A 14984-nucleotide genomic window follows, 5' to 3' on the forward strand; every position below is an offset into this window, starting at 1 on the left:
TTCTCTTAATCTAGAGATAGATGTTATTTATATTTATTGGACTATTTTCACTCGAAAGAAAAATTCACTGAGCGAAGGAAAAATGCGACACTCCTTGGGAAGAGCAGCTTCCGAAGACCCCACAGGGTAAGGAAAACTCCAGTGAAATGACATCGCACGCAGAAAAAGTGTTGTTCTTTTTCAAGGAAACGTTGTGTGTGACCGAGGAGGCTAAGGTGCTGCCCCCCGGAAAGGGAGTGTTTTTCCGTAGCGCTAGATTAACCACTCATCTTAAAAAGAATGCAAAGAGGTTACGATAAAGTTATTGCGGACTTTATATCAAGTTTGAAGGATGGAAAGTCCAATGTTTATGAAATGAGTCTTTATAAAAGAGAATCGATAAGAAGTGTCCGTATGTTTGACATAAATAGTTATTTTATAGTTTTAGAACTGTAAGCTATCATTTATAACTGGTAATTTTATGTATTTTATGCTTGGATTATAGTAAAAACAAGGAAGAACACTGAGATATTGACACTTTTTTGTTAACAGTCTTTTGTCGAGTTGTGACAGGCACAAAAGCTTCGTGATACAATAGAAGTAATAAGAAAGTAGAGCTTCCCCATTGAAGTTGATTCGAAACTAATCAAGGGGATTAACCTATTTCACCTTAAGTTTTTATAAAAGGAGGGAAAAAGTTGAGTGAAGTGAAAAAGTTACACAAAGAAGCAATGCACGTACTAAAACTTACAAGTCGGACGTTTTACATACCAATTAGTCTCTTGGAACCTACATTGAAAAAAACTGTAGCTTCTGCTTATTTATGTATGAGAGCGATTGATGAAATTGAAGATCATGAAATGATCGAACCTGAAGAGAAACAACATTTATTAAATTCTACCAGTCTACTCTTGAAAAAGGAATTTGATGTTGTGGAATACCGCAAATTGATACAACCTTATGAATCTATCTTACCAGAGGTAACTCTGCGTCTTGATGATTGGATAAACGTATGTCCGGAAGGGATAGTTGACAAAGTTAAAGAATCAACTAGTATCATGGCAGCTGGGATGGCTGATTGGGTAGAAAAAGATTGGTTGATTAAAACCGTAGAAGAATTGGACGACTATACGTATTATGTCGCGGGACTTGTTGGTGTTATGCTCTCAGATATTTGGAAGTGGTATGATAATACCGAGACTGACCAAGATTTAGCTATTGCTTTTGGTAGAGGTTTGCAATCTGTAAATATTTTGCGTAATCAACAGGAAGATTATGAAAGAGGTGTGAGTTTCATGCCTGAAAATTGGAATCGAGACGACATGTTTCAATACGCTACAAATAATTTGAAACTTGCAGATGAATACATGAAGGATATTAAAAACCGAAACATTAAATTGTTTTGTAAAATTCCTTTGGCACTTGCAAATAAAACACTGAAGGCATTGAAAAATGGTCGAGAAAAAATATCTAGAAATGAAGTAGAAGAGATTGTTGCTCAGGTTACCAAATAGTATTTGGTAACCTTTATATATTGGGATTTATGAGAGGAGATTTATAATGGGGAAATGTACAATCAATCATTCACATGAAGATGTTATACTAAAGTTAAAAGCACAAAGGAAATACTTGCCCGAAGATTTAAAAAATGAAATAGATGACTTTTTACAAAAGGAATTAACACAAGAGATACTTAATGATCTGTTTCACTTATTGAAGAAATACGACCTTATATCAACTGATGAACGAATAGAGAGAAACAAGCAGCTAGCTAATCTTGTTAATGTCTAAATTTCTAATCTAAACCTCTAAAAACGGTTAAGCCTTTATCTAAGAATTTAACAGGAACCCATATAAATTCAAATGGATTGTTTCGGTAGAGAAACATACACAATAGGGATACTATGAAAAGACCAAATTACATATGATTTGGTCTTTTTTTCATATATATTAGCGAGTATTGAAGATAAACATTTGAATTTGAATAGAAAATTCATAGAAAACCAGGCTAATAACAGCGGTGAGCCTACGTCTACTTGGTATGTTGATTTTAAAAAATCAGAAAGGAAATGGTAATTTTGTGCTAAAATAAACGTTAAGTTTGTGATGAATTTCTTACTGAGTTTAGTTGAAGAAGCATTATATATTTTAGAATAGGTGGTATGTATGTTGTATGTTAGATATTAAAATAGAAAACTTAAACAGTGCGGATTTTGAGAAGTTATTTGAATTTGAAATTGAAAACAGAGCTTATTTTGAAGAAATGGTACCAAGTCGAGGGGATCATTACTATAATTTTGAGTCATTTAAAAAAAAGAATTTAGCACTGCTATATGAACAAGCTCAAGGGTTATCTTATTTTTATTTAATTAAGGATAAAGATGACTTAATTCTTGGAAGGATTAACTTAATGGATATTGAACAGTCGCAAGGTACTGGTCATATCGGTTATAGAGTCGGGGAATCACATACTGGTAAAGGAGTCGCTAACAAAGCTATGAATCTCTTACTAGAAAACACGGACCAATTAGGGATAAAACGGGTTTTAGCGAAAACGACGGCTGATAATATAGAGTCACAAAAAGTATTGGAAAAAAACGAATTTACATACATAGAAACAAGGGAAACAGAATTTATTATGAATGGAAACCTTTTATCTTTTGTATATTATGGTTGGGTGAAATAACCGGGGAATATTAAACGAGGAGTTGCCAAATCAGTGGCTCCCATTCCATGTTGAAGTAACATTTCCTACTTTGTAAAATGGCCAGTTTTAAAGATAACAATGGACCAATTTTTTTGATCCGTTTCCAAGATTAATAGATAATATCTATTAATCTTCATTTCGGTAATATTTTCTAATCATTTATTTGTAAAGAAAAGCTACATATATGTTGCGAAAACGCTTGTAATTTTAATCTTCGGCTTATTAAACATTATTAAGTTCTATTAGAAGTCCGTTGTTATCGTGTTAAGGGCTGTCTTTTGCTAAACAATTTATGAAACAACGCTTGGGATTGAACTCCAAGCGTTGTCATGTGCTAAATATATAGTTTTTTAGTGCCATTTTTTCCACGGTATCATGACTACTTAAATTGAAACTTACTAAAAAACATTAACGTTGTACTAACCTGTCAGTGACTTTTAATTCATCTAACGATTTAACACCTATGGCAAACATGGCCATTTGTAATTCTAATTCTTTAGTGGCCATTACTTCTAACATCTGGTCAACAGATTCGGTTGCTGCTTGCAAGACAGAGCGACCAAAACCGACCATATCTGCACCAAGGGCGATAGCTTTTGCTCCATCGACACCGGTTTTTATTCCACCACTAGCTATGACGGTTTGGTTTCCAATTTGTTTGCGAACGGATGTAATACATTCAACAGTAGGAATGCCCCATTCGCTAAATGCTTCAGCAGCCTGTTTCTTGATTGGTTCTTTGGAACGATACTTTTCAACTTGGCTCCATGAGGTACCGCCAGCACCAGCAACGTCAATAAAAGATACACCTACATCACATAGTTTTTTAGCAACTGTTCCATCAATACCCCAGCCAACTTCTTTAACTCCGACGGGAACATCTAGTTCTCGGCAAAGTTTTTCAATTTTAATAAGTAAGTCTTTAAAATTCGTATCTCCACCTTGTTGAATAACCTCTTGGATACTGTTTAAGTGAAGCACTAATGCATCTGCTTCTGTAATTTCAATGATCTTTTGACATTTCTCTAAATCAAAACCGTAGTTAAGCTGGACAGCTCCTAGATTAGCTATAATTGGAACACTTGGTGCATATTCTCTTACTTGAAACGAAGAACGGTATTTTTCGTTTTCGATTAATGCACGAGTAGATCCTAATCCAATGGCCCATCCTTTTTCTTCGGAAGCCTCAGCAATATTGCGATTAATCGTCTCTGCTAATGCTGCACCACCAGTCATGGAACTTACCAAAAATGGGGTCTTATAACGTTTACCTAAAAAGTCGCTTGATAAATCAATTTCATTAAAATCAATTTCAGGCAATGCATTATGTATGAATTTAAACGATTCAAAGCCTGTTGAGGTGTTTAGACCAGTAACCGTTTCGTTTAATACAATGTCGATATGTTGTGATTTTCGTTTATCAATTGAATCAACCATAAAAAAACTCCTTAATAAAATCTATCATCCTATATATGATGGATAGAACAAAATAGTATGCTTCATCTTATTTTACATTAAACTACATCAATCAACAATTGGATTATTGCTAAACCAGAGATGCTCCTTTTTCAGAAACACTTAAATCTAATGGTGAAATATTAGATGACTTCCATTCAGAATGTAATGCTTGCTTTTTATTTTCTCCTGCAACGAATGCAATTCCACAATCACCGCCACCAGCACCGGAAGACTTACCACTTCCATATCTCTCTGCTATGATTACTAAGTTAGTTAACATGGGGGTTTCGATTGTCCCATTTGCATGATTACTTAACTGGAGTAGTGCTTGACGATTTTTCTTTAGGCTATTAATAGCGGTTAAACAATCCACTTGTTCAAAGGCGTTGACGAGGCCAGCAACTGCAGTCGAACTTTCCTGCAAAAATTGTGCATATAGGCTTGGATTCAAGTCACGTAATGCTTGGATTTTGTTAATCATTGGCGCTGTTGCAGCTTCAGACCCTGTCCATCCTACACAAAGCTCTAGAAGAGGAGGGGGAGTGATTTTATCAATGACTAGCTTAGGCCAAGTTTTTTTTACTAATTCACTAATGGCAACACCTTGCTCAAGTTGCTTTTCTATCCAATCTGGCTGAAAACTAGAGTAACGAATCCAGCCTCCAAAAGTGGAAGCTGCAATATCTGCCCCAGAGCCACTACCCTGTGTCTTGAAATGAGCAATTGCTGCCAATTTAAAAATTAAGTCAGGAGAAAGCTTGATAGTTTCTTGCTTATAATAATTTAGCATGGCAGTTACAATGCCAACGACTATGGCAGCACTTGATCCTAAACCATATTTTCGTCCTGAAACTTCATCATCTAATTCACTTGATACGGTCAAGTGAATAGGTTTCAACGCAATTAAATTTTCATGTAAAAAATCATCAACTAAACTAATCGTGTTCTGAATAAACCGCAAACGTTTATCAAAAACATTATAGTGTGCCTTGTTACCAGATCCTGTCCAAGAAACTTTTTCTAGGGAAAGTTGAGGTAGGGAAAGTTGATTTTTGTTACTTGTTTCAATTGTAAATGTAATATAACGGTTAATAGCTATTACGATAGCCTCTTGTCCTGGCTCAAGTACAGCGTATTCTCCAGCAATAAATAGTTTTCCGGGTACTTTCACTTTATAGTTAGAATTGGGCAATTCTGTTTCACCCCTTTACGTGTGACTAGTCTTGTTTTCACAATTACTTTGATGGTATGTTTTATAGAATAGCTTACTTCCATTTTCGGTAGCAGTATCAGGCAGGTAGCTAATACCCGGTCCTGGATGACAAAGATAGACATTTTGCACTGACGGTAAAGTGGCCAGGTGTTCAAGGACTGCTTGTTCATCTTTTTGGTGGCAAATCACTTTCACATTTGGACCTGCATCAATCGTGAAATAAGCCTCAATACCTGATGTGCGTAGTTGTTGTACATGTTCCATAACTTCAAGGGTAGCACTTTGCCAATACATAAAAGGAGGATTAGCACCTAAGGTTGTAGCATGCATTTTTAATGCGTTAGCTTCAACAACCGTACCGAGCATCTCGAAATCACGTTCAGCGATTGCTCTTTTTGCTTGAACTAGATCTTTTTCTACTGTATCCAGCCAACCTTTATAAAATGGAGACGTTTCAACGGTTCGCTTCATTCCTTCTCGACTAAGTACTTTCTTTTCGTTTGAGGCAACTAGACAAGAGAGAACGCTTAGGTTCCAGTCTTGTTTATCACTAATTGGCTTAGCAAAGGAATCCGAGCCATCGACTTCCTCCCCTTTTTGCCATTCTACATAACCACCGTAGATTGATCTACAGGCTGAACCAGAACCTTGGCGAGCAATTTGAGATAGTGTCTTATTATCGGTATCCATACCAATTGCCTTAGTTGCAGCTGCTGCGAGCGCTGCAAAACCGGAGGCAGAAGATGCAAAACCTGCTGCTGTTGGTACTTTATTAACCGAGTTTACAATGGCATACATATTTTTGCCAGCGATATTTCTTACGTGATCTAAAAAAGCAACAATCTTCATTGTTTCAGCCTCACTTGCAATTTGCCCATTTAACAAAAATACATCCTTATTTAAACAGGAACAAAACTGAACAGCCGTTGTTGTATAAAATCGATCTAACGTGATGGAAAGGCTACTATTCATTGGTAAAAATAATGTTTCGTCGCGCTTTCCCCAATATTTAATAAGTGCAATATTCGTATGTGCTTTAGCAATGGCCTCCACGTAAATTCCTCCTAATAGTTAACGACAGCGAAGTTGATTATTCTGTTAATGTAAAATACCATGTTTTTCGCGCGTTCGCTTTTTCTAAAGCAATGGCAATTGATTTTGCTTCGTTCATGTTATGTGCAAGGGCCACGATACAACCACCGCGGCCACCACCCGTAAGCTTCGCTCCAATAGCACCAGCGTCTCGAGCTACGTTTACTAACTGATTTAAGCCTTGATCACTAACACCCAATGTAGTAAGTTTATCTTGGGCCGCATTTAGTAAGTTCCCTAATAACTTCACGTTTCCATGTGCCAATGCAACACGTGCTTGTTCACTTATTTCTCCAAGCTGGTCAATCGAATGTTGTGTATCTATAGGGTTAATTGTAGATTTATTCTTGATAGATGCAACTGCTGCATGGGTATCACCTACGCGTCCAGTATCAGCTACAACTAAATAGAAGGGTCGTCCTATCTGTACAGATTCAATTTGATGACCCTTTTGAAACCATATTGGCTGATCACTAGAAGCGGCAGCAGTGTCAATACCACTTGGATTACCATGCGCATAGGTTTCAGCAAGATGAGCAAGCTCTAATAATTCTCCCTTTGATAGTTTCCTACCATAATAAGCATACAAACTTCTTACTACTGCAATTGCGACCGCAGCACTAGAACCTAGTCCCCGACCTAGTGGTATGGTGGATTCTAACTTTATAATTAAACCCTCCGCAGGCTTTTCCAAATATTTTAGTGTTTCTTTTATACAAGCAGCAATGCCATGCATTTTTTCCGGTAAGTCTGGAAGTGGTCCGACGTAATACATGGAATCAATGATTAGCGTATCATTTAAAACCGACTGAACACTCGCTTTTACTTCAACAAGTGGAAGGGGAAGGGCAATTGCTGGTTTACCATAAACAACAGAATGTTCGCCAACTAAAATTAGCTTACCATGTGAGCTACCGACTACTGTGTTTTTAGAAAGATTAATCATTAGGATACCTCACTTCTGGCCTTACAGGAATTCAATCGAACCTCTACTTAGCCTACTAATTTAGAAATAATCCATGGAGCTGAATACAGAATCATGAACTGCACACCATAGTTGATTCCCCAGCGGTGCAGAACTCCCGCCACCATACCAATTAAAAGCACGCCACCTATATTTATCCATCCCGCATCCATAAATGCAAGCAATAAGACTAAAGCAAAAAACAAACCTAACATTGCTTCATGTGGAATTCTTGTGAAAATAAACGCGCATATCTGATTGGAAAACTTAACAATTATAAAATAAGTAATTACTATTGCAACAATCGCACCTATCAATGTTGCCCAAATAAAATCTGCATTGGAAAGAACATGGTGCATATTATGTTCTAATGTAAACACAGGTGGCGCGTTAAATAAAGCATTGGCTGGACCAATGGCCATTGGTGATAATGGAATACCTAATGCAATTAAAGGAATCAACGTTCCTGAAATATAAGCAGCATTTGTTAACCCATCCATGGATGAGATAGCACGTGACGCTTTTTTGACAGGGTCTTTGATTCTGCTAGTAAATAATTCCCCCAAGAATATCGTGATTCCTACAGGGCTCATAATAAAAGTAAGTGATCCGATTAAAGAAGTAAAGGAACTGGACAATAATTCCTTTCCTGTTAAAATTTTAAAAGGATTTGGGATTCCTTTATAGCGATTCTTTTTATTGTATGTAATATCTTTTTTACCAAAACGTTGTAGAGAATTTCTTTTGTCTTTGTTTAACAGTTCAAATAAAGTTAAAATCACTGGTCCGATTGTTATACCCAAGAAAAAGGAGATGAAAACATTTGTCCCTTCAGGTACTACTCCAACACCCCAGTATAAATGTCTTAGTCCTTGAATTAATAAGGCAAAAGGAATAATCGAAGCAAGGGCAAGTATCTTATTCTTCGTCATTAGTGCTAAAAAAACGGCACCAAAGAAAAACAACGGATTAGCATAGTCTTTGATTACATCAGAAACAGGGATCAGAGCATTGGCTAGAATTAAGCTAACAGGAACAGCAACGGTAGTACCAATAACGGAACCAGAAGCCATTTTGCGAATACTTAAGTCAGTTAGTCCATGCTTTTTCAGCACGAGTGCATGTTCGACCATCGGCGTTGACATCACACCACCTGGAATTCCTGCTACAGCAACTGGAACAGAATCGGTTAATTTTTTTGCAACAATCGCAGAAATGAAAAACGACAAAATAATGATTGGTTCCATTCCAGTTAAAACGAGTACTAAGGTAACCGGTGCTAATACGGCCGTTTCATCTGTACCTGGAGCTATTCCTATAATTGAATAAATGACTGCAGCTAAAACAGCAGCCATAATCATTTGCATAATTAATACTGCATCCATCTTTATTCCTCACTTTCCGCTTCACGCATTGATCTTTTTGGTTTAATAAAATAACTACAAATTCCAAAGCCGATGAGAGCTCCTATTAATCCATAGAACAATGGTTGAGGCGGCTCGTTTGGGGCGATAAAATAAGCTGTCAAAGTAGTAAAACTACAAATGAATAAAGATAAAACTAAATCTTTTATATTAACAAGATCTTCCCAAACCTCGATATTATTCTTTGATTGTTCGTCCTCAGAATGATTTGTTTTTGTCAATGCTTATTCAGCTCCTTTTTCTATGAGTATGTTTTTGTCGAATAATGATAATCCAACTTAACATATTTATTATAATGATAACGATTCTCAACATCAATAATTTATTTAGGTTGGGCAGTGTGATTATTATCACATTTTGCGATTTTTAAAGCAAATAGTTTAATTAGTTTGAGGAGTTTATTGGTTTTCTGGTTCTGTAATTCATATAAAATTGGTTGAAATTGTTAATATTTTACCGCTTGCCTTGAGCTTAAATAGGGTAATAATAAATAAGAAGTTAATAAATAGAAAGAAGGTGGCTTATGAATAACCAAACCAGATTAAAAGCTTATTTGAAATCTAATCGATTTTCTTATGATAAATTTATAGAAATACATTCGGATGCCATCTATATTTTGGATGAACATGGAGTATTAATTGATTATAATCAAGGGTTAATTGAACTTACTGGATATTATAGTGAAGAATTAATGGGGAAAAGTTACCAATCGATGCTCTATCCAGAGGATATTTCAAAGGTGGGTAGCTTTTTTAATGAAGCGATGGACGGGAAGGGAAAAAGGAGAAATTTTAGAATTGTTCATAAAAGTGGAGAAGTCAAAACAGTTTCTATAGATGCCGTCCCTATAAAAGTTGATGGAGATATTTTGGGTCTTTTTGTAATTGGAAAAGATATAACAGGATGGTTAGAAGAAATAAAACAACAGAATAATAAATTTCAATCTTTAATAAAAAATTCTTCAGATATAATTAGTATTATTAATAAAAATGGAGAAATCGTTTATTTCAGTGATTCCCTAGAAACAGTCTTAGGTTTTAAAGTGGAGGAAATGACGGGAGATTTATACCAAATCATGCACCCAGATGATATGGATAGAGCTCGTTTAGCGTTGCAAGAAGTACTTAGCAAAAGACCTGATCAAACGGTGAAAATTGAATTGCGATTAAAACATAAAAATGGCAATTGGTTAGACATCCAAGTTATTGCTACAAACCTTGTAGATGATCCGGATGTAAAAGGGATCGTGATAAACTACCGAGATATAACCGATCTTAAAAGCGCACAAAATGAAATCCAATATATCGCTTACCATGATTACTTAACAGGTTTGCCCAACCGTAGATTTTTTGAAAAGAGTTTAGAAGATCAATTAATTTTGTCAAAAGAAGAACAGACTAAATTAGCGGTTTTGTTCGTTGATTTAGACAACTTTAAGTCGATTAATGATACGCTTGGGCATGATAGTGGCGACATATTGTTGAAAACAGTTGCACAAACGTTAGAAAGAAGTGTTCCTAAAAAGGCAATGGTCTCTAGGTGGGGTGGCGATGAATTCTTTATCATGATTCCGAATATTGCAGAGGTAACCGAGATATCAGAGGTAGCTAATCAAATTAAACACAATCTAAACGACACATTTACCCATAACCAATATGAATTTGTAATAACAGGTAGCATTGGCATAAGTGTTTTTCCGGAGTCGGGTCAGGATAAGCAGTCCCTGTTGAAGACAGCTGATCTGGCGATGTATCTAACGAAAGAACAAGGAAAAAACGACTTCCAGATTTTCACACAAGAGATGATGGAAAAAGCTAATGAAACGTTTTCTTTACAAAGAGATCTTAACCGGGCACTTGTAAATAATGAATTTGAATTGTATTATCAGCCGAAAATTAGTGCCAAAGATGGTCAAATCTGTGGGGCAGAAGCGTTAATACGTTGGAACCACCCGAATCTTGGGATGATTCCACCAAATGATTTTATCCATTTGGCAGAAGAGTCAGGGATGATTGTTCCGATTGGTGATTGGGTTTACCAAGAGGCATGTCGTCAACTAAGACGATGGAAAGAAGCTGGAAAAGAGCAGATTAAAATATCTGTTAATTTTTCTACACTACAATTTTTACAAAAAGACTTGGTGAAACGTGTTGCAAGCTTTCTTGAAGAAAATGATATCGAAGGAAAGTGGATTGAAATTGAAATTACAGAAAGCATCCTTGTACATAGCGATCAAGAGTTATTAAACAAAGTAATAGAACTTAAAAAAATTGGTATTCAAATCGCATTGGATGATTTTGGGAAAGGTTATTCATCATTAGATTATTTAAGAAAATATGGCTTTAATACAATTAAGCTTGATCGCTCGTTTATCAGTGATATTGATACAAACGAAGAAAGTGCTGCTATTGCTAGCTTCATGATTGCACTCGGAAAAAAGCTAAACATTAATATTGTTGCAGAAGGAGTAGAACGGAAGGAACAGTTGGCAGTTTTAAAGAAACTTGAATGTGATGAACTCCAAGGTTACTTGTTTAGTAAACCAGTCCGGATTGCGGAGTTTGAAAAGCTATGGATGTAAATGATTCCATTCTTATTTTTAGTCAAACTTATGTGAAATAATACAGACGGAGGGTTTTATTCCTCGGTCTGTATTATATCTGTTTCATTTGACCTTGTTAATTTAAAGAAGGCTATGGAACCAATGAAGGATGTAACAAATAAAATGGTCCCCATTGGTATTGCTGTTTCTTCATTAATGCCAACGAGAGGAGAGACCATCGACCCGAGTAATAAGGGAAGCATACCTAAAACTGCACTTGCACTACCTGCACGTTGTCCTTGCTTTTCCATCGCTAAGGTAAACGTACTTGTAAGAATCATACCTATAGTAATCATGTAAATGAATATCGATAGGACAAGCATTGCTAATGGCCCTTCTATAATTGTCATGATCAAAAGAAGTAAAGTTGCACTAACTGAAATCATAACGGCGGTTCGAAGCAATTTTCTTTCGTGAATAAATGCGCCTAGACGTCCAATAAGAAAACTCCCCAAAATAATAGCCAGACCATTAATACCGAATAGAATACTAAATGTTTGAGGTGACACACCATATATATTTTGATAGACAAATGGTGTCCCTGATACATAAGCAAAACTTCCACCATGGATAAAGCCTACGACTAATGCGTAACCAATAAAGGAACGGTCTTTCATTAGATTTCCTATCGTACGAATGGAATGCCCGAAAGAGCTTGGGATACGTCTTTCTTTTGACAACGTTTCTTCTAACTTCAGTGCAACTGTTACGACAATGATAAGTCCCAGTAAACTTAAGAAAAAGAATATCGTATGCCAGCTAGCATTTGGCAACAATAAGATTGCTCCACCAGCCATTGGTGCAATCATCGGTGCCGTTGCATTAATTACCATTAAAAGTGCAAAGAATTTGGTAAGCTCTCTTCCACTAAATACATCTCGGACAACTGCGCGAGAAAGAACAATTCCAGCTGAAGCAGTAAAACCTTGTAAAAATCGCGCTACTACTAATGTAGTAATGTTAGGCGCAAGGGCACAAAGCAGGGAGGCTATGGCAAACAAGGAAATCGATATTAATAAAGGCTTTCTTCTTCCTTGAGCATCACTAATTGGACCTACAAAGATCTGACCAATGGCAAGGCCAATTAAACATGCTGTTAAACTAAGTTGTACTAACGAGGCACGAGCGTTTAAATCTTCGGCAATACCAGGGAAACTAGGTAAATACATGTCAATATTAAGTGGTCCTAATATACCAAGCATAGCAAGTAAAAATGCTAATCCTAAACGCTCTTTTCCTGTTGGATTATGTAACATAAATCTAAACACCTTTCTAGTTCAAATGAAAGTTTATATTTAAGGCTCTTTTCGCAAATATTATTGCTATAAAGCCCTCGAACTTGATGTGAAGTTTGTACTAAGTATTCTTAACTTTTTGTATTATTTCTAGTTCATTGGTAATTACGCCGCTTTGGATCCGTGGGGAACGCTTCAGTCTCCTCGCTCGCAAAAAACGCTGAAGCGGTGCCCTAAGGTGTGCGACTGCCCGGAGCGAAAATCAACATAGCTGTTAGTGCGACTTTATATATTATCTATCATAACAATTTAAGATAACAGCCATATTTAAAGAACCAATATATAGTAACATAAATTAATCTATTTATTTTAAAATTCGCACCAATAGGGATAAATTCTGGTTTCTTTTTTAACTAACCTATAATATTAATGTGAAGAATGAATAGAAAGGATGAGGATGATGGGACAAAATTTAAAAGGTAAGATTGCATATATTACAGGTGCAAGTAGTGGTATAGGCCGGTCAACAGTACTTGAATTGGCTAAAGAAGGTGTCCACGTAGGTTTGATTGCTCGAACAGAAAAAAAGCTACAAGAAGTAGCAAAAGAAGCAGAGAGTCATGGTGTTAGAGTGAGTATAGCAGTAGCAAATATAGCACAGATGGAGGAAGTAGATGAAGCAGTAGCAAGCTTACAAGCCAATCTAGGTCCAGCGGATATACTTATAAATAATGCTGGGATAGGGATGCATGGCTCATTCTTAGAAACTGATCCAAAAGACTGGAAGCGTACATTTGAGGTAAATGTTTTTGGTACGTACCATGTTACAAGAGCCGTCCTACCGCAAATGATTACCAAAGATCAAGGGGATATCATCAACATTTCTTCTAGTAATGGCTTGAAGGGAACAGCTGGATCTACGGCGTATAGTGGTTCGAAATTTGCTATCCAAGGAATGACTGAGGCACTTATGCAAGAAGTACGCCGCAACAATGTACGTGTTTTCACACTGAACCCGAGTCTAGTAGCTACAGAATTAGCCTTTGGGGATCAATTAGAAGAAAAAAATCAAGACAAGTTCATGCAACCAGAAGACTTAGCCGAATATATGGTGTCACAACTTAAACTTAATCCGCGTATATTCATCAAACAATCACTACAATGGGCAACAAACCCGTTTTAGGGATATGGGGACAGTGAGCCTGTCCCTGTCATTTCACGTATTAAGAATAAGAAATAGAGCCACTTTTAAACTTCTAATCCTGCAATACCGAGACCTCCGGGACCAGCATGGGTCGAAATCATAGCGCCTGCTTGAATCCATCGTACATTTTCGAAGCCATTTTCTTTTGCGATCTCATCCATTTGTTGCTTGATTGTTTCATCTAACCCGATTGAGTATATGAAATACAATTGGTTACGGTTGATATCGTATTTGTTTAAATAGTCTCGCATGAGTCTTTCAGTTATTCCGCTCATTTTTCCACGATATTTTTTAGTTGAAACAAGTTTTCCATCAATTAACTCAATTAATGGTTTAATTTTCAACAAAGCACCACCAAGATAAGCTACATTACTTACACGTCCACCTGCTCTTAGGAATTCTAAGCTACCAGGAACGAAAGCAAGTTTTGATTTAGGAACGATTGCTTCAATTTTTTTCACTAACTGTTCAGGTTTTATTGTCGGTTCTTTTTCTAATAAGGTAACAGCATAAAGTACAACAGCAGCCAAACCGCCCGTAACGTTAAGTGCATCAATGAGAAAAAGATCATCAAAATCTTCTGATGCAATCACTGCATGTTGGAAGGACGAAGATGCTTTTGACGTATAGCCAATATGAACAATAATGCAATCCGGATAATCTTCTCGTATCTTTGTAAAGAATTCTTGATATTCATTTGGGTTTGTAGACGTGGTGAAGGGTATTTTTTTTGTGCGTTCATAATAATTATAAATGTCTGTGACTGGTAAAGAACCATCTAAGTAATCCTTACTATCCATGACGATGTGCATTGGGACGACCTGCACTTCATGTTTTTTTGCTAAATCATCAGGTACATCGGCTCCACTCTCTGTTGATAATATAATTTTTCTCATTATACAACCCCTTTTATTAGCGAATTTGTTATTGTACGTAATGTATTATTCCCCTCTTACTATACATGAAAATGGCTAGTCATACTATGTGAACAATAATATTGGAATTAGGCTGATGCATTATTGATTCTTAGATATTATTAAATAAAAGTCGAAATTTACTTATCCTCAACTAATACTAAATACGATAGTCATCAATTAACATTATTA

13 protein-coding genes are annotated in these 14984 nt (G+C 36.3%); 5 read left to right on the forward strand and 8 right to left on the reverse strand.

What is annotated here, in order from left to right:
* Nucleotides 1–677: 677 nt before the first annotated feature.
* From QQS35_RS06860 to QQS35_RS06870, 3 genes are all read left to right on the forward strand, one after another.
* Nucleotides 678–1493 (forward strand): phytoene/squalene synthase family protein, encoded by an 816-nt coding sequence (locus QQS35_RS06860; RefSeq protein WP_285931182.1) that lies wholly within the window; start codon nucleotides 678–680, stop codon nucleotides 1491–1493.
* 46 nt (nucleotides 1494–1539) lie between these two features.
* Complete coding sequence (locus tag QQS35_RS06865; protein ID WP_285931183.1) at nucleotides 1540–1770, forward strand: hypothetical protein; 231 nt, start codon at nucleotides 1540–1542, stop codon at nucleotides 1768–1770.
* A 382-nt stretch (nucleotides 1771–2152) separates the two neighbouring features.
* Nucleotides 2153–2665, forward strand: coding sequence for a GNAT family N-acetyltransferase (locus QQS35_RS06870; RefSeq protein WP_285931184.1), 513 nt, complete (start codon nucleotides 2153–2155; stop codon nucleotides 2663–2665).
* A 429-nt stretch (nucleotides 2666–3094) separates the two neighbouring features.
* Here the strand turns inward: QQS35_RS06870 and fni are convergent, their stop codons facing one another.
* The 6 genes from fni to QQS35_RS06900 all read right to left on the reverse strand — a co-directional run bounded on the left by fni (nucleotide 3095) and on the right by QQS35_RS06900 (nucleotide 9058).
* Complete coding sequence (gene fni / locus QQS35_RS06875) at nucleotides 3095–4123, reverse strand: type 2 isopentenyl-diphosphate Delta-isomerase (protein WP_285931185.1); 1029 nt, start codon at nucleotides 4121–4123, stop codon at nucleotides 3095–3097.
* Nucleotides 4124–4232: 109 nt separating this feature from the next.
* Entirely contained in the window at nucleotides 4233–5336 is a 1104-nt protein-coding gene (locus tag QQS35_RS06880; protein WP_285931186.1) for a phosphomevalonate kinase, read from the reverse strand.
* A gap of 15 nt (nucleotides 5337–5351) precedes the next feature.
* Nucleotides 5352–6410 (reverse strand): diphosphomevalonate decarboxylase, encoded by a 1059-nt coding sequence (gene mvaD, locus QQS35_RS06885; protein ID WP_285931187.1) that lies wholly within the window; start codon nucleotides 6408–6410, stop codon nucleotides 5352–5354.
* Nucleotides 6411–6447: 37 nt separating this feature from the next.
* Nucleotides 6448–7395, reverse strand: coding sequence for a mevalonate kinase (gene mvk / locus QQS35_RS06890; protein ID WP_285931188.1), 948 nt, complete (start codon nucleotides 7393–7395; stop codon nucleotides 6448–6450).
* A gap of 47 nt (nucleotides 7396–7442) precedes the next feature.
* A complete protein-coding gene (locus QQS35_RS06895) occupies nucleotides 7443–8798 on the reverse strand; it encodes a tripartite tricarboxylate transporter permease (RefSeq protein ID WP_285931189.1) in 1356 nt (451 codons plus the stop codon).
* Between the two features lie 2 nt (nucleotides 8799–8800).
* On the reverse strand, nucleotides 8801–9058 hold the full coding sequence (locus tag QQS35_RS06900; protein WP_285931191.1) for a hypothetical protein: 258 nt from the start codon (nucleotides 9056–9058) through the stop codon (nucleotides 8801–8803).
* Between the two features lie 302 nt (nucleotides 9059–9360).
* On the opposite strand from QQS35_RS06900, the gene QQS35_RS06905 reads away from it, so the two are divergent.
* The gene (locus QQS35_RS06905; RefSeq protein ID WP_285931192.1) at nucleotides 9361–11418 is read left to right on the forward strand and encodes a bifunctional diguanylate cyclase/phosphodiesterase; all 2058 of its coding nucleotides are present in this window, start codon (nucleotides 9361–9363) and stop codon (nucleotides 11416–11418) included.
* A 56-nt stretch (nucleotides 11419–11474) separates the two neighbouring features.
* Here the strand turns inward: QQS35_RS06905 and QQS35_RS06910 are convergent, their stop codons facing one another.
* Entirely contained in the window at nucleotides 11475–12695 is a 1221-nt protein-coding gene (locus QQS35_RS06910) for a Bcr/CflA family efflux MFS transporter (protein WP_285931193.1), read from the reverse strand.
* Nucleotides 12696–13134: 439 nt separating this feature from the next.
* Between QQS35_RS06910 and QQS35_RS06915 the strand changes: the two genes are divergently transcribed.
* A complete protein-coding gene (locus QQS35_RS06915) occupies nucleotides 13135–13857 on the forward strand; it encodes a 3-ketoacyl-ACP reductase (protein ID WP_285931194.1) in 723 nt (240 codons plus the stop codon).
* A gap of 65 nt (nucleotides 13858–13922) precedes the next feature.
* Here the strand turns inward: QQS35_RS06915 and QQS35_RS06920 are convergent, their stop codons facing one another.
* Nucleotides 13923–14774 (reverse strand): DegV family protein, encoded by an 852-nt coding sequence (locus QQS35_RS06920; RefSeq protein WP_285931195.1) that lies wholly within the window; start codon nucleotides 14772–14774, stop codon nucleotides 13923–13925.
* Nucleotides 14775–14984: the final 210 nt, after the last annotated feature.

This window comes from Aquibacillus rhizosphaerae, from assembly GCF_030282825.1.
Classification (GTDB): domain Bacteria; phylum Bacillota; class Bacilli; order Bacillales; family Amphibacillaceae; genus Aquibacillus_C; species Aquibacillus_C rhizosphaerae.